Annotated in this window: 13 protein-coding genes, 1 tRNA gene and 1 pseudogene; 9 read left to right on the plus strand and 6 right to left on the minus strand. The window is 38.4% G+C overall.

What is annotated here, in order from left to right; translation table 11 throughout:
* Positions 1-4: 4 nt before the first annotated feature.
* The 4 genes from lptC to Q763_RS10515 are packed head-to-tail and all read right to left on the minus strand — an operon-like array spanning position 5 to position 3,945.
* Positions 5-562 (minus strand): LPS export ABC transporter periplasmic protein LptC, encoded by a 558-nt coding sequence (lptC, locus tag Q763_RS10500; protein WP_035134006.1) that lies wholly within the window; start codon positions 560-562, stop codon positions 5-7.
* On the minus strand, positions 562-1,932 hold the full coding sequence (locus Q763_RS10505; RefSeq protein ID WP_035134008.1) for a tetratricopeptide repeat protein: 1,371 nt from the start codon (positions 1,930-1,932) through the stop codon (positions 562-564). The genes lptC and Q763_RS10505 overlap by 1 nt, the downstream gene beginning before the upstream one ends.
* Before the next feature lie 20 nt (positions 1,933-1,952).
* On the minus strand, positions 1,953-3,218 hold the full coding sequence (locus tag Q763_RS10510) for a membrane protein (protein WP_035134010.1): 1,266 nt from the start codon (positions 3,216-3,218) through the stop codon (positions 1,953-1,955).
* The gene (locus Q763_RS10515) at positions 3,211-3,945 is read right to left on the minus strand and encodes a type III pantothenate kinase (RefSeq protein ID WP_035134012.1); all 735 of its coding nucleotides are present in this window, start codon (positions 3,943-3,945) and stop codon (positions 3,211-3,213) included. The genes Q763_RS10510 and Q763_RS10515 overlap by 8 nt, the downstream gene beginning before the upstream one ends.
* 99 nt (positions 3,946-4,044) lie before the next feature.
* Here Q763_RS10515 and Q763_RS10520 point away from each other — a divergent pair.
* A tRNA-Phe gene (locus Q763_RS10520) sits at positions 4,045-4,117 on the plus strand.
* A gap of 116 nt (positions 4,118-4,233) precedes the next feature.
* On the opposite strand, the pseudogene Q763_RS10525 reads toward Q763_RS10520, so the two are convergent.
* Positions 4,234-4,416 (minus strand): annotated as a pseudogene (locus Q763_RS10525) (cold shock domain-containing protein); the annotation flags it as partial.
* A 147-nt stretch (positions 4,417-4,563) separates the two neighbouring features.
* Positions 4,564-4,854, minus strand: a complete 291-nt coding sequence (locus Q763_RS10530) for an RNA recognition motif domain-containing protein (RefSeq protein WP_035134014.1) — start codon at positions 4,852-4,854, stop codon at positions 4,564-4,566.
* A gap of 303 nt (positions 4,855-5,157) precedes the next feature.
* Here Q763_RS10530 and Q763_RS10535 point away from each other — a divergent pair, with 303 nt between their 5' ends.
* The 8 genes from Q763_RS10535 (at position 5,158) to Q763_RS10570 (ending at position 17,143) form a co-directional block, all read left to right on the plus strand.
* Entirely contained in the window at positions 5,158-6,414 is a 1,257-nt protein-coding gene (locus Q763_RS10535; RefSeq protein WP_035134017.1) for a DoxX family protein, read from the plus strand.
* Positions 6,415-6,505: 91 nt separating this feature from the next.
* A complete protein-coding gene (locus Q763_RS10540; protein WP_035134019.1) occupies positions 6,506-7,696 on the plus strand; it encodes a porin in 1,191 nt (396 codons plus the stop codon).
* A gap of 74 nt (positions 7,697-7,770) precedes the next feature.
* A complete protein-coding gene (locus Q763_RS10545; protein ID WP_035134021.1) occupies positions 7,771-8,862 on the plus strand; it encodes an acyl-CoA dehydrogenase family protein in 1,092 nt (363 codons plus the stop codon).
* A 106-nt stretch (positions 8,863-8,968) separates the two neighbouring features.
* Entirely contained in the window at positions 8,969-9,547 is a 579-nt protein-coding gene (locus tag Q763_RS10550; protein WP_035134023.1) for an RNA polymerase sigma factor, read from the plus strand.
* Between the two features lie 99 nt (positions 9,548-9,646).
* Positions 9,647-10,579: a FecR family protein gene (locus Q763_RS10555; RefSeq protein WP_035134025.1), complete on the plus strand. Its 933-nt coding sequence runs from the start codon at positions 9,647-9,649 to the stop codon at positions 10,577-10,579.
* Between the two features lie 93 nt (positions 10,580-10,672).
* Positions 10,673-14,110, plus strand: coding sequence for a SusC/RagA family TonB-linked outer membrane protein (locus Q763_RS10560; protein WP_035134027.1), 3,438 nt, complete (start codon positions 10,673-10,675; stop codon positions 14,108-14,110).
* 12 nt (positions 14,111-14,122) lie between these two features.
* Positions 14,123-15,553 (plus strand): SusD/RagB family nutrient-binding outer membrane lipoprotein, encoded by a 1,431-nt coding sequence (locus tag Q763_RS10565; protein ID WP_052123381.1) that lies wholly within the window; start codon positions 14,123-14,125, stop codon positions 15,551-15,553.
* Between the two features lie 15 nt (positions 15,554-15,568).
* Entirely contained in the window at positions 15,569-17,143 is a 1,575-nt protein-coding gene (locus Q763_RS10570; protein WP_035134029.1) for a calcineurin-like phosphoesterase C-terminal domain-containing protein, read from the plus strand.
* The last annotated feature ends 1 nt before the right edge of the window (position 17,144 follow it).

Consider the following 17,144-nt stretch of genomic DNA (forward strand, 5'->3'; position numbering starts at 1 on the left):
ATAATTATTCAATATTATCTACATTTCCTTCACCGGAGTTCTGTTGTGCATTAATAATGCTGAAATCCTTATTGAAGTCTATACCCGGACCTTCATAATAACGTCCGTCCTCATCTGTAAATTTAAAATTTTTCTCGGTATAAAACCACTCATTTTTCTGATCGTAGTAAAGCTGCTGTGTTTCCAGCCTTTTCCCGTCATGCGAAGTAATCTTTACATTACCCTGCAAATCTATCAGCTGTGTTTTATTGTAACTAATAGCATAGTCTGACTCAATAAAGGTTTTATTCCCGTTTTCATCCAGCATAGTTACATGAACCCCCTTGGGAAACTCATTGAAACCATAATCAAGATTAGAAAAATCAAGCATTAACGGACTCTCAAGTATTGCCTTAAGCTCTCCTGAATCGGTATATTTTAAATTTATATCTTCAGATTGACCTGCCGGCGAAAAAGCCACAGCATTCATCATCTGAACATCTTTCAGATTACTTTCGCAGGAAGCAAGCACTACCGCTAAAAGACCCATACAAATAAAAGCTTTACTTTTTAAAAGCATCATTATTTCACTTTTGGAATAGTAACTGTTTCATTAATCCAGCAACCATAAACAATTTCGTCGCCTTTTCTTTTTCCGGCTTCTTTCACCTCATCACGAGTAGGCAGTCTTTTCTCATAATTCTCAATCATGGAAGCAACAGTGCCTTTATACTTAACATCAGCCTCTTCAGCCTTCTTTACAGTATCAATAGCAAGCCAAAGCAAAGCTTTCCTTTCAAAATCAGTAATATTACACTCTTTTGTTACCGAAGCATACATCTCAGCAAGGAAAATATAAGCTCGGGCTTTTTTAGGATTAGCCTTAACCGTTTTCAAAATATATTCTTTGGCTCTTGCCTTATCTGAATTTCTTAATATTCCGGCAACTTTATAATACACCTCAGCCTTTTGATCAACATCAGTTTCAAGTTGTGCCGACTTATCAAAGTATTCTGCAGCACCGTCAACGTTATTTTTCCTAAGCTCAATAGTACCCATATTAAAAGCCGATTGAGCAGAAGGTTTTAACTTATATAAAGCTGTAGCGCCTTTTGTTAATACTTCCGACTCATAACATCTGTTTAGAAACATCACATTAACAAGAGCCTCAAGCCAGTCGCTGTTTTCTTTGTTCTTTTCAAAATTAGCAGTGTAATATTCTTCCAGCCCTTTGCAACTAAAATGCTTTGACGATTGCCTGTCTACATTCTCCCCCACAGCGGTAAGCACGTCAATATCTTTATTTGCCCTTCCCAAAAAGTCTTTCTCTTCCTGAGTAAGTGGCTCGGTCTCTTCTTTTAGCTTTAACTGATTTTGCCTATCGGCAATTCTGTTTTTTGCATACATTACCTGAGTGGAAATAGCCCCAAATTTTTCGGTAAAATCAGTTAGCGTAATTTCCTGTCCGGCTTCAAAACGTTTAAGATAAGTATTATAATAAGCCTCTATAGCTTTGTAATCAGTATAATCATGCGGTTGCAATACAAAAGCAGCATCAAGCGCTTTAAAAACCTCCTTCTCATCTGCCAGCCTGTAATCGCTTTGTATTAAAGCCTTATTGATATCATTGCTGTTCTTAGCTTTCGGGAAGTTTTTATTATGCAACTGATACACTCCAAAAATACTATCGGCAAATTGCTGTCTTAACTCTTTAGTTTGAGCCGATTCAATCTTATACACTAAAGCAGTTTCCGCCAGTATGTATAGTTTTTCGTCAACATTAGGGCATTTTTTCACAAGCCCTTTAAACTCCTGCAATGCATCATCATATTTTTCAGCTTTTACAGTTTGCTCAAAAGCAGCAATTTGCTCTTCACATTTTGAAGTTTGCTGCGCTACAGCTGTAAAAACCGAAGCGATAAATAAAAAAGCTGTTAGATTTTTCTTTATCATAAATGACACATTTTTAAGGATTAGTTAAACTTACGCTTAACAAACCATTTTTCGTTAAACGATAACCCAACATGCAGGTTAAAATAATTTTCCTGTATTAGTCCGGCGTTAGTAGTACCACGCTTGCCATACTCAAAACCTATGTTAAGGTTAGACCCGCCAATACCACTTCCAAGCGGCAAACCTAAACCGAAGCTTACACCAAGATCGGTTATATCTTCACCATTTAAAACAAGACCGGTATTTTCATACCTCACACCTGCCCTGTAAGTAACCCTGCTCAAATAACTGGTAAACGAATTGTACTTAGGAATAAAATACCCTCCTAACGACATTCTGTATGAACTTTGGAATGAAGCATCAGATACGTTATCAAACCTATTACCAAGTTCGTTACTTTCCTGAGCAGTATATTCTGCACCTACAAACCATTTTCTCTCTACACCAAATCCTGTACCAATACTATATGCTGAAGGTAATTTTACCTTTTCATCAAAGCTAGATTCATCAAGCGCATCCATAATCGTTTCTGCCCCACTATTAGCATAAGAAACTACCGCTATATTACGTGTTACCGAACTATTTAACGTAGCAGAAGGCGCGTAAGTCGCAGCAGCATACCATGTAAGACCATTTTCAAAACGGGTTTGATATGTAGCACCTAAATTAAATGATGCACCACCATAGTGGGAATCGTTACTCTCTCTTGTAGGATATTGCACATCTGAAACAGCTATTATAGATTTTGTTTCAATATTACCAAAGTTGTACTGGATTTCTGCACCAACACTAAGCTTTGGAGTAATAGCATAAGAAGCCGCTCCATACACACGGTTCAATCCGCCCTTACCGTTAAACCTTCTGTATCTCTCTAAACCATCACCGTCTACAGATGAATTATCCAGCTTATACCCTACCGAAGTAAGCGGCATTAAACCAAAGCCCACCCCAAATTTATTATTTACAGGAACCCCTATTGCAATATAATTAAACGTAGTTCTATTAGCTTTTTCACTAGCTTCATCTGTTTTTAAAGTGGTAGCCGAAGTATTGGCCCCAACTGTAAAAGTGGTGAATTTTAAAGCTGCATAACCCGAAGGGTTTTGAAGATTAACGTGAATACTATCTCTTAGTATCCCTACGCCTCCCATACTTATATTCTCTACAGTACCTTTAAACTTTCTGTCACCCAGGCCGTAGTATGAATATGGTGACGAATTACTCTCTTGTGAAAATATTACCCCCGAAGAAAGAAGGAATATACCTGCGATTATCTTTTTAATCATTGTTGGTTTTATATATATACAAATTGTTCAAACTTTCCAGTAGAAAATTTGAATTGGCAAATATGGTGTTTTTTAATCTTTTAGCCAAAAATTCAGCATCTCCTCCTGTTAATATAACCGTTAAATCTTCATAGTCCCTACTATAGTCTTTTATAAACCCCTCAATTTCATGCAAAAAACCATTCACAGCTCCCGAATGCATTGAGCCCGAAGTAGAGTTTCCAATATAGTTTATCGGCTCTTCAGGATATAACAACGGAAGTTTAGCGGTAAAATTATGCATGGCATCATAGCGCATTTGTAATCCGGGAGCAATAGCACCTCCAAGGTAGTGATTGTTCCTGTCTATAAAATCGTAGGTTATACAGGTTCCGGCATCGAGCACCAGTCTGTTTTTATCAGGATATTGCAGTACGGCACCTGTTGCTAGCACCATCCTGTCTATACCTAAAGTAGCCGGAGTGGCATATTTATTTATAAACGGAAACAAAAAAGTATGATTCACTACCTCAACACGGGTATGTTTTTGAAGTAGGCTTATTACTTCTTTTTCCTTTTCTCCTACCGAAGAGAGGATGGAAACCTCAATTTTTTCATATTGATGAAAAATTTTTTTAATTTTTTTTTCGGCCTCGTTTTTCTCAAAAACAAATTTCTCTTTTAAGGCATTTACCTCAAACACAGCGGCTTTAATTTTTGTATTTCCTATATCTACGGCTAAAAGCATTTTCCTTTTGTTAGTGCAGCAAAGATACAAATTGATTTTTTTTGATTTTTGTTTTGGATAATATAAAAATGGTTCTATATTTGCACCCGCAATGACAACGGTACCTTAGCTCAGTTGGTAGAGCAATGGACTGAAAATCCATGTGTCCCTGGTTCGATTCCTGGAGGTACCACAAACAAAAAAGCCGATTTACAAAATGTAAATCGGCTTTTGTTTTTTATGTAAAACCTGTACTGATTATTTGTATTTCTTGTTAAAAGCATCACTACGCTTTTCATTTTTCACTTCAGGCTGTTTTTGTACCGGTGGTGTAGAGGTTAACTGCCCGTTCTTATCAACATAGACAAACATATCTTCCAGGCTTTTCCCTTTATTGTTGTTTGTTTTCCTGTCCTCCCTCTTTAATTCTTTTTCTTTTTTCTTTTTAATCTTCTTTTTGATATTCTCTTTTTTTGTAAATGAGTCTGGCATAAATGTTATTTAGTTTTTAATTTATATTTACTTGTTTGTATTTGGCTATAAAAGCCAATGTAATATTCTAAGCACGCCTTGAAACAGAAAAACTAAGGATAATACATAAAATGTGCTACCCTTAGTTTTTTTTTAGTCAGGTTAGCTCTAGTAACTTCTTTTATTGAACTTAAAGTTCCCTCCTCCCGAATGGGAAGGCTTTTTACGGGCTTCGTTAACAACTATCGTACTGGATTCAAAAACAGTTGCATTAAGCTCATCAATAGCTTTCTCTCCTTCTTTTTTACTACTCATTTCAACAAAACCAAATCCTTTGGAAAAACCGGTAAGACTGTCTGTTATAATTTTCGCTGTTTCGACCTCGCCATAAGTTGCGAATAGGTCGCGTAATTTGGTTTCTGAAGTCTCCTGACTCAGATTCCCTACATAAATGTTCATGATAAAATTTGTTTAGATTAGAAAAGTGGCAACTGAAACGCCGGGCTGAAGAGAAAGTGTAAACAAATTGCAGATCAGAAAAAGCTCAGGCAGAAAACCAATATCGGTAAAGGTAAGCATAATAATTTCATTTACACCATTTTATTGTAAAAATCACACAAAACAGCACTTATATATCACTACATAAGAGTTAAGAAAAAACATAATAATAAATACTTCATTTTTTAAGACTAAAACCAAAGAAAAAGCCTACAACATTTTTAAACCGATTGCGTTATTCATTACACAATCAAACCAACAGTAATGAATAATTCAAACACCTTATCTCAAGCGCCATGGAATGGCTTCACTAAATTTCTTTTCAGGTTTTTCTTTGCTTATTGCACCTTTTCAATACTACCCATAATAGGGAACACCCTGTTTAACATCACTAACGAATTAATTAGTCCGCTACTGGACATTGAAATTGTTAGACACCTCAGCGGTAGTGGAGACACCCTGTATGACTATTCCAAACTAGCCTTCATACTTATCCTTGCACTAATAGTAGCATTAATTTGGACACTTATTGACCGTAAAAGCAAAGAATACAAACTTACACTTTACTGGCAGGAAACCTACATCCGTTATTACTTAGGTGCTTTTATGCTGGTGTACGGATTCTCTAAAGTTATCAAAACCCAGTTTGGATATCCTTCACTTAGTGCCCTGCTATCACCTTTAGGTAATAAATCACCTATGGGGCTGGCATGGACATTCATGGGATATTCTGACACCTACACTATATTTTCAGGTTTATGTGAAGTAGCAGGCGGCTTACTTTTAATGTACCGTAAAACACGAACACTGGGAGCCGTTGTATGTTTTGGCGTAATGCTAAACGTGTTTCTAATGAACATGTCTTATGATATACCGGTAAAACTATTCTCTTTTGAATTGCTACTCCTTTCCGCTTTCCTTATAGGGCTCGATTATAAAAGACTTGTAAATGTATTTATCCTGAATAAACCCGTAAGTGCACAACTTAACCGAAACCCATTTAAACCAAAATGGGCAAATCTTACTACACAGATATTAAAAGGGATAGCTATTATAGCAGCAGTGTCGCTTATGATTTACAGAGGGGTAGAATCGCAAGTACAATATGGAGATATCGCCCCTAAACCACCCATGTATGGAATTTATGAGGTAGAAAACTTTATCATAAACAACGACACCCTTCCACCTATGCTTACTGACACCATAAGGTGGCGCTATGTTGTTTTAGACAAATGGGATTCAGGTAATATTTTTAAAATGCATACAAAAGGATACAACAGCAGGATATATTTCAGATCAAAAGCCGATACCATTAACAAACATATTTCATTTTTAAGCTATAAAGATTCTATAGAAATAGGTAAGTTTAAATACTACAAAACCGATAGTATTCATTATGCCTTTGAGGGCATTTATAAAAATGACACTATAAAATTAAATACTCTGCGTACAGATGAGAACGACTACCTGCTTATGAACAGAGGGTTCCATTGGATAAACGAATATCCGTATAACAGATAAATAATCATTATCGATATTAAAACACAAAAGCCTCTGAAAATCAGAGGCTTTTTTTTTGTAAATTAGTTATACCCAACTGAAGACCAACCCAATGAACAAAATATTACCTTACCTGCTTTTGCTCCTCCATTTATCGGTATTTTCACAAACCGAGAAAGATTCCTCTTCCGTTGTAAAAGTACATTACGGACACAAAGGTTTTGAACTCACTACAGCAAACGACCGTTTTGAGATGCAGATAAGGGCGCGACTACAATTTAGAGCAGCTACACCGGGTGACCAGAATCCGTTAACCTATGATGATTTTCAAACCGACAACAAAACGGTTTTTAAAATAAACAGGGCGCGACTCAAGGTAGGCGGGCATGCTTATGAATCATGGCTTAAATATTATTTTGAATACGAACTCTCACAAAGCAACCTGCTTGACTTTAGGGTAATGTTAGAAAAGTGGGACTTTTTAAGTTTTAAGGCTGGGCAATGGAAAGTGGAGTTTTCCCGTGAACGATTTATTAGTAGTGGTGAACAGCAAATGGTAGACCGCTCCCTTATAAACCGCGAATTCACAATGGACAGACAGCAGGGTATTGAGGTTTACGGACACCTGAAAGGCAAAGGTATAATTGACTTTAATTACTGGGTCGCTGCACTTACCGGAACAGGGCGCGGTAATACTGCTAACGATGATAATAACCTTATGTATTTCGGGCGATTGCAATGGAATTTTTTAGGGCGTGAGGTAGGATTCGAAAGCAGTGATTTGGAGTTTCATGAAAAACCTGCTGCTATAATCGCTTTTTCAGCAGCCACAAACCGTAGTCCTTACACGCGTTTCTCACAGGCAGGTGGTGGTTACATAACCGGATTTGAAGACGGTCTTGACGGACAGTACAGGGTAAACCAAAACAATTTAGAAACAGCTTTTGTATACCGCGGATTTTCGGGACAGGCCGAATGGCATCATAAAAATATTTTTGACAAACTTAATGGAGACCAAAAAACCCAAATGAGGGGATATTACTTTCAGGGCGGGTACTTTTTTCATTACCTGCTGGACTGGTTTCCTAAAAAAATGGAGATTGCCGCCCGATATGCCGAATATAAACCAAACATTGATTTAGCGCAAAACCTGGAGACAGAAACCTCTATTGCGTGTAACTGGTTTTTCCATGGGCACGCGTGCAAACTCACAGGCGAAGGATCGTATTTCAGTTATCATGACAAAAGTCTTCCTTATGAAGGCGGATGGCGCTTTAGGCTTCAGCTAGATATTTCTTTTTAATATTTCTGTCCGTTTATATTTTCTGTAACTAGGCTATACTTTACTTTTGCAAAGTATCGAGCTAAAAAACAATTATGGATAATTTTGAGTTTAAAGATTTATGGACACAAACCATAAAAGAACATGCAGCACAATCAGAACAAAACGGTAAACTGCATCATGAAATCCTTAACCTCATCCATTCCCAAAACTGGTTTAACATTTATGCACCGAAAGTATATGGCGGACTGGAAAAACCATTACCCGAAATACTGCGACTGGAAGAACAGATTGCAAAAGCCGACGGCAGTACCGGATGGACCGTTACCCTATGCAGCGGAGCAGCATGGTTTGCTGCATTTTTAGACCCTGATTTAGCAAAAGAGGTATTCAGTAACCCAAAAGCCTGCCTGGCAGGAAGCGGTGCTGCAACAGGAACAGCAACCGTTACCCCAAACGGATATAGCATTAACGGTAGCTGGAAACATGCCAGCGGAGCATTGCACGCCACTCATTTCACCATGAACTGCATGATTAAAAACAATGATGGATCTGCAGTTTTTAATAATGATAATGAAGAACTCGTACTTTCCTTCCTTCTTAAAAAAGAAGAAGTGACCATAGTACCTAACTGGCCTTCTATGGGAATGGTAGCATCGGGCAGTCATAGCTTTACGGTAAATAATATTGAAGTCCCTGCAAACCGAAGCTTTACTATAAACGGAAGCCCTAAAACAGCTGCTCCCTACCTCAACTATCCTTTCCTGCAATTAGCCGAAGCCACACTGGCTGTAAACTTTTTAGGAATGGCATCACATTTTATTGAATTGGTTAAAGATTTGTTTTACAACAGGTCGGGTATGGAACGTTTCACCCCTGAACAGAAATCTTATTTTGAAAACGAATTCATAAAAGCAAAATCACAACTTCAAAATGATTCACAGCAATTTTATGAAGTAGTAGACCTATCATGGGAGAACTACATAAAACAAGATACTATCCCTAACGATATACTGAAGCAGGTATCACATTACAGCAGAACTTTAGCACATACTGCCCGAAAAGTAACCGATACCCTTTACCCTTACTGCGGACTGGAAGCTGCCAAAACCGAATCGGAACTTAATCGTGTATGGAGGGACTTACATACGGCAAGTCAGCATTCGTTACTCACTTTCCCGTTTTAAAACCGTCTAAAACCTCATCAATTTAAACATTATATAACACAAACTTAAAATAAATCTCTGGTAGGTTTTACAGGATTGTCATTCATTTGCCTATGCTGTTTTTACCATGAGAGAAAAGCTTACTTCATTACCAGACAATGAATTACAAAACCTTTTAAAACAAGGGAATGAGGCGGCTTTTGGTGTTATTTTTGACCGCTACTGGAAAAAACTCTACAACTACGCCCACAAGATTTATCGTGACGAAGAAATTTGCCAGGATATCGTTCAGGAAATTTTCATCAGTCTTTGGAACAATGCTTCTTCCTCAAACATATTAAATCTTGAAGCCTACCTTATGCGTTCGGTAAAATACAGGGTAGCAAACCATATCAGAGGATTAAAATTCACTCAGGAACATATTGATGTGTTACAGGATATTCCGACTCCGGCAAAAACAACTGCCGATATCGAGTATCAGGAATTTGAAAAAGGCATCCTTACCGAGATTGAAAAACTTTCACCAAAATGTCGTGAAGTTTTCCTTTTAAGCCGTTTTGAAAACTACACCAATAGCGAAATTGCAAAAAAACTTGATTTATCGGTACATACCGTAGAAAAGCACATAAGCAACGCTATTAAACACTTACGCAACAACTTAGACAATTACCAGCTGGCTATAGTTGTTATCTCATTGTTTCTTTAATGTTACGGCTTAGCCTCATTTTTTAAGAAAACATTAAACGTAATTTTCTTACTACTTGTTTGGGTCAAAAAATGTGACTTAAAGGTAAAAGCAAGTATTTTGAAAGAAGAAGATTTTATCGTTTTAACCCAAAAGTATGCATCAGGCAACTGTACTGAAGAAGAAAAGACTGCCGTTGAAGCTTACTTTGAAAAAATGCAAAAAACCACTAATGATATCCCTGAGCATATTCTTGACTCAAAAAGGGATAATATTTACAACTCTATAAGCAAAGCTATAAAACCTGTAAAGGTTATTCCTTTATGGAAAAAGGCCATGAGGGTTGCCGCTGCCCTGTTTATAGTAGCCGGACTTGCTTTTTGCTACACGCTTATTAATAAAGAGATACCTACTGTTACCGAGTTTGCCGCTAAAGGGGAGAAGAAAGAAGTTCTGCTGAATGATGGCAGCGTGGTAGTACTTAACTCCAACAGTAGCATAAGCTACCCTGAAGAATTTGGAAAAACCAGAGAAGTTACTCTGGAAGGTGAAGCTTACTTTAAAGTATTCCGTAACCCGCAACAGCCTTTTATAGTTCAAACTCACAAGGTAGACATAAAAGTACTGGGAACCTCATTCAACATTAATGCTTACGACACCCTAAACACTAAAGTAAGTGTACTTACCGGAAAAGTACAGGTAACCGATGGTGCCGGAAAAAAAGTATTCCTTATTAAAAACGAACAGGCAGAATATACCACCCATAATGAATTTGTGCTTTTTAAAGAGAACAGCAGCGATGGTATTGCCTGGACTAAAAACATAATAATACTTAAAGACAATACGCTTGCCGAAACTGCCAGAATACTTGAAAACTGGTACAATGTGACTATAAAATTTGAAGACAGCAGCCTTGAAAACCTTACCATAACCGGTAAGTATAAAAACGAGAAGCTGGAAAATATACTTGAAAGTATCGCCTTCCTTAAAGAAGTAAAAATCGATTATTTAACTAAAAACCAAATTATTATAAGAAGAAATACTCACCATTAACCAAAACAAAAAAACCCGCGTCTGCTGCAACAGAAACGGGCCACTTACTTAAAACAAAGACTACAAACAAAATCAAATTTATAGCCTATAGTAATGGATACTAAACTACAATTTTTTTTGAATCGAATATCAAACAAATTATTTTATTTGTTTTGCACCATCCTCATGGCTGCAACCACTTTTGCTGCTCCGGTAAAAGGACAGCCAACAGGTAAGCAAATTAACCTAGACCTTAAAAATGCCTCAATTACAGAAGTTTTTTCTGCTATTGAAAACGAAACGGAATTCACTTTCGTTTTTGACGAAAAAATATCTCAAGCTAACCAGCGCCTAACCATCAAAGCAGTTAACGAAAGTGTTGAAGATGTTTTAAATAAAATCACCATTAAAACAGGTTTCCTGTTCAAAAAAATAAACAACACCATCACTGTTACTAAAAACCAGCAGGAAATAATCCGTGGTAAGGTAATAGATGAAGACGGACTTTCATTACCGGGTGCTTCGGTACTGGAAAAAGGAACCAACAACAGTGTAGTAACCGATATGGACGGTAACTTTACCATTACCACTTCGGCAGGTGCTACCCTTGCAGTGTCATTCATCGGTTTTGAAACCGTAGAAGTAAAAGCAAACCCTTCTAAAGAACTTATTATTACACTTTCCCTAAAATCAAACGAGCTTAATGAGGTAGTAGTAACAGCTCTTGGTATTAAAAGGGAAGAAAAACGTTTAGGTTTCGCACAACAAACCATTAAAACAGATCAGCTTGAAACTACAACTCCAAACAACTGGTCATCTGCCTTAAAAGGTAAAGTAGCCGGTTTAAATATAGTATCATCAGGATCAGGACCACTTAACTCACAACAAATTGTATTAAGAGGAAACAGATCGCTTGTTACCGAAAACAACTATGCTCTTATAGTAGTAGACGGTGTGCCGATGAATCAGGAGATGACAACATCTGGATCATCATCAGCCTATATGGGTCAGGACTCCCCTATTGACTATGGTAACGGTATATCTGAACTTAACCTTGACGATATAGAAACCGTAACCGTACTTAAAGGCGCAGGTGCAACAGCACTTTATGGTAGCCGTGCAGCAAACGGTGCATTAATCATTACAACAAAATCGGGTAAAAAGAACAAAGGTTTAGGTATTACTTATACGACAGGCGCTACTTTTGATGTAATACAAAGATGGCCGGACTGGCAGTATAAATACGGCCAGGGCACAGGAAACTCTTTTGGCGCAGACGGAAACCCATATTACTCTTACGGAAGCTCTGAAGACGGAGGTAGTACCGGTGGTACAAGTAGTGCATGGGGACCTGAGTTTAACGGTCAGTTATTTTACCAGTACGACCCAACACTTGAAGGCCAGTCGGCAGAAAGACAATTATGGCAGCCATACAAAGATAACCGTAAAGATTTCTGGAGAACAGGTGTAACGTACAACAACAACCTTTCTATTCAGGGAGGTGACGAGAAAGGTTCTATGCGATTCTCTTTAGGTCACCAAAAAAATGAGTGGATTATGCCTAACACAGGTTTCGAAAGAATATCTGCTGCCGTGAATGCCAATTATCAGGTTTCAGAAAGAATTAAACTGGGAACATCTGTTAACTTTAATAACAGAACCAGTGACAACCTCCCTTCTACAGGGTACAATAACGGATCTATCGCCTACTTCATGATTTTCCAAAACCCTAACGTAGACCTTGACTGGTACCGTAGCATATGGCAACAGGGACAGGAAAATATCCAGCAGGTACACCCTTTCAGTTCGTACATAGACAACCCATATCTTATAGCTTATGAAGCTACTAACTCACTGGATAATGACCAGATAGTAGGTAACATTTTTGCTAACATTAACCTGGCTACTAATCTTGACTTAATGCTTAGATCGGCTATTAATACTTACAGTCAGCACAGGGAGCAAAGAAGACCTTACAGCATTAACCGTTATGCAAAAGGTTTCTTTAAAACACAAAATGTATATAAGCAGGAAGTTAATACTGATTTCTTACTATCATACAAAAACAACATAAGCAGCTCTATTGCTTTCTCAGGTTCTGTAGGTGGTAACCTTAAAAATTATAAATACAGAAATACTGAAGCAGAGGTTGAAGGCCTTGTGGTACCGGATGTTTACAAATTAACTAACGGTATTAATGCCCCTCTAATCAGGGCAAGAGATGCTTTTGAAAAAGTAAATTCACTTTACGGTTTAATGTCTTTTTCTTACAAAGACCAGATATTTATTGACCTTACAGGACGTAACGACTGGTCAAGCACCCTTCCGGCTGCTAACAACTCGTTCTTCTATCCTTCAGCTAACTCGAGCTTTATACTGTCGGAAATGTTCAACATGCCTAAAACTATCGATTACTTAAAATACCGTTTCTCTTTTGCTCAGGTAGGTAACGATACCGGACCTTACAAAACGCAGAAATACTACGACCAGAGTGATTTTGCGAGTTCGGCTGTAGCTCCTGTATTATTATTTAACGACCACTTTAAACCGGAAATTACCACCAGCTTTGAAACCGGTTTTGAGTTGTATATGCTTAAAAAGCGTATTAATCTTGATGCTACTGTTTATGAGAGCAACACCAAAAACCAGATTATTGAAGTACCTATGGATTACAGTACAGGTTACAACAGAGCCGTACTTAATGCAGGTAAAGTAAGAAACCGTGGTATAGAGTTACTATTAGGCGGTAAAATATTTGACAATCCAAAATTCAAATGGGCTGCTAACCTTAACTGGTCCCGCAACTGGAACAAAGTACTTTCGTTAGCCGAAGGCATTCAGGATCAGCAGGTAATTGGTGAAGGTGGTACTGCATCTGTAATTGCTCGTGTAGGCGGTACAACTACTGCAATTTACGGTTATGGTTTTGTACGTTCTGACGACGGACAGATTGTTTATGACAATGCTGGTTTGCCTGCTTACCCGGATGAGATACAATACATAGGCGATGCAAGCCCTAAATGGAAAGCCGGTTTAACAAACGTATTCACTGTTGGTGATTTCACTGCCAGTGTAACGGTTGACGGACAGTATGGTGGTATTATTTACTCTCAAACGCACCACAAGTCTATGGAGCAGGGTAAACTTACCTCAACATATTATGGTAGAGAAGAAGGGTTTATTGTAGGTGACGGTGTTGTTCAAAACGGCGACGGTACTTACTCTCCAAACACTACACAGGTTAAACCTGCCGACTGGTATAAGAGATACTACCGCAGGGCTAATATTGAGTCAAACTCATTTGACGCTTCATACCTGAAACTTCGTGAGGTGAGCCTTGGATATAACTTCCCAAAAACGTGGTTAAAAAATACAGGACTTAACTCAGTTCAGCTTTCAGTATTCGGTAGGGACCTGGCAGTAGTTTCAGACTTCCCAATATATGATCCGGAAACTGCAGCACTTAACGGTAACGTAATGCTACAGGGTATAGAAATGGGGCAAATGCCTTCGCCTGCAACTTATGGTTTTAACTTAAAAGTGAATTTTTAATCTGATTTGAAAATGAAAAAGATAACTTATATAGCCGCCTGCTTATCGCTGTTTATGCTTAACACAGCCTGTACAGGTGATTTTGAAGAAATAAACGAAGATCCAAACCGAATAGCACAAATTAGTCCGGGTACACTTATTAACCCTATCATTTATGGTATGGCAAGTCACAATGCATCACGCAGTGCCAGTACTAATTTTGACCTTATGCAGGTTACCCTGCCTTTCCCAAGTGTATCGGGAGGCTTACATCGTTATGACGTTAGTCCTAATATAGGTAACTCGTCATGGAATACATCCTACAAGTGGCTGGCAAACATACGTGAAATGCGTATGGCTGCCGAAGCTTCGGGAGACAACAACTACCTGGCAGCTGCCTTAACGCTTAATGCATGGGTATACTCAAACCTAACAGACCAGTTTGGACCTGTACCTATGACTGAGGCAGTAAGAGCCGAAGACGGTATACTTTACCCTGCATACGACAGTCAGGAACTTATTTATGAAACCATACTTAGCGACCTGGAAACGGCAAACCAACTATATGATACCGATATGGGTATGATATATGCAAGCGACATCCTTTTTAATAATGATGTTGAGAAATGGAAAAAATTCACCAACTCATTACACATGAGACTTTTATTAAGAATCTCAAACCGTACTGAAACGAATGCTTTCCAAAAGCTTACAACAATGATAAACAACCCTGAAGAATATCCTGTATTTGAAAGCAATGCTGAGTCGGCTATACTACAGGTAACAGGCGTAGGTGCAAACGTATCGCCTTGGGGAAGACCTCAGGATTTTAGGCTTAACGTAAAAATGGCATCATTCTTTATTGACAATCTTAACGACTGGAACGACCCAAGAAGACCGCTTATCGCTACAACAGGTACTGATCTTGACAATAACAACATTGGCTATATAGGTATCCCCAGCGGTTATGACGGACCGGATTCTCAGTTTGAATATAATGCCTCTACCTTACAGATACTACAGGTTACTAACCCAATGCAAATTTTTATTCTTCCTTATTCTGAAGTAGAATTCATTAAGGCAGAAGTTGCGCAAAGAGGATTTACAGGTGATGCCGAAGAGCATTATAACAAAGGTGTTAAAGCAGCTATAGAGCAGGTTAAAGCCACTATGCCCGAAGATTACTTTGATAATACAGCAGTACAGTATGACGGCACACTGGAACAGATAATGCTTCAAAAATACTATGCCCTGTATTTTGTAGACTACCAGCAATGGTTTGAGTTTAGAAGAACCGGCTTACCAGAGCTTCCTACCACTCCTGCAATGCTTAACAACGGTATAATGCCATCAAGGTTCCCTTATCCTTCAGACCAGCAGGTATACAACCTTTCAAACTACCAGGCTGCTGTACAAATGATAGGTGAAGACGACATCAACACCAAAGTTTGGTGGGATAATTAATAGATTCAACTAAAAATGAAAAAACACATTATTACAACAGGTATGCTGCTTTTTGCAGCATACCTTTCTGCCCAAACCGTTACAGGGACAGTATATAACGATATTAACCAAAACGGTAAAAAAGAAAGAAAAGAAAAAGGCGTTGCCAATGTTGCCGTTACTAACGGACGTGATGTAGTACTTACCGATAAAAAGGGTAATTATGAACTTAGCATTAGCGATGATGCTATAATATCGGTAATAAAACCGGCAGGGTATAATGTTCCTGTTAACAATGACAACCTTCCTCAGTTTTTTTACATCCACAAACCACAGGGTTCTCCTAAAGCAAAATTTGATGGTGTTACACCAACAGGAAAACTACCTAAATCGGTAGATTTTGCACTAACGACTGCTAAGGAAACCGAAGATTTCACTGCGCTTGTTTTTGGCGATCCGCAACCATACAATCTTGAAGAGATTGACTTTTATGCAAGAGGTATTGTTGCCGATGTCCAGGACACAAAAGGTGTTGTTTTCGGACTTAGTATGGGTGACCTTGTAGGTAACGACCTTAGCCTTTTTAATCCATACATTCAGGCTACAAAAAAAGTAGGATTACCTTGGTACAATGTACTGGGTAATCACGATTTGAATTTTGACGCCGAAAATGATAACCTTGCCGACGAGACCTATGAGGCTCACTTTGGCCCTGCCAACTATGCATTCAACTATGGTAAGGTTCACTTTATAGTGCTGGATAACGTTATGTACCCTGATCCAAGAGATGCAAAAGGTTACTGGGGTGGTTTTAGGGAAGACCAACTTGAATTCCTTGAAAACGACCTGAAGTTTGTACCTAAAGACCATCTTATTGTACTGGCATTCCATATCCCAATTAGCGAACCGGAAGCAAATGATGATTCTTTCCGCGATGAAGACCGTAACAGGATGTTCCGTGCGTTAAAAGATTATCCTTATACCCTTTCCCTTTCGGCTCACACGCATTTACAGCGTCAGGATTTCTTCAATAAAGAAGACGGATGGTTACAGGACAAACCTCATCACCATTATAATATCGGTACAACTTCGGGCGACTGGTATTCGGGTAAACTGGATGAAAAAGGAATCCCTATTTCTGTAATGAGAGATGGTACACCAAAAGGTTATGCTTTTATCCACTTTAACGGTAACCAATACAGCATTGAATATAAAGCTGCCGGAAAAGCCAAAGAACATCAAATGGAGGTATTTGCCCCTAAGGTTATTGCTAAAGGAAAAAGAACAAAAGCAGGTGTTTTTGTAAACTTCTTTATGGGTGGTAAAAATGACAAAATTGAATACCGTGTAGACAATGGTAAGTGGGAGCAAATGCATCACGTTGAAGCGCAGGATCCGTCGTATGTGGAACTGGTTTACGAATGGGACCTAGCGGAAGAACTCATGGCAGGAAGACGTTCGTCAGATCCGGTTATCAGTACGCACGTATGGAGAGGTAGTCTTCCGGCTAACCTTGAAACCGGTGAGCATAAAATTGAAATAAAAGCTACCGATATGTTTGGTAAGGTACACACAGCCGTAAAAAGCTACCGAATAGAAATGCCTAAATAAT

The sequence above is a fragment of the Flavobacterium beibuense F44-8 genome, assembly GCF_000769915.1.
Taxonomy (GTDB): domain Bacteria; phylum Bacteroidota; class Bacteroidia; order Flavobacteriales; family Flavobacteriaceae; genus Flavobacterium; species Flavobacterium beibuense.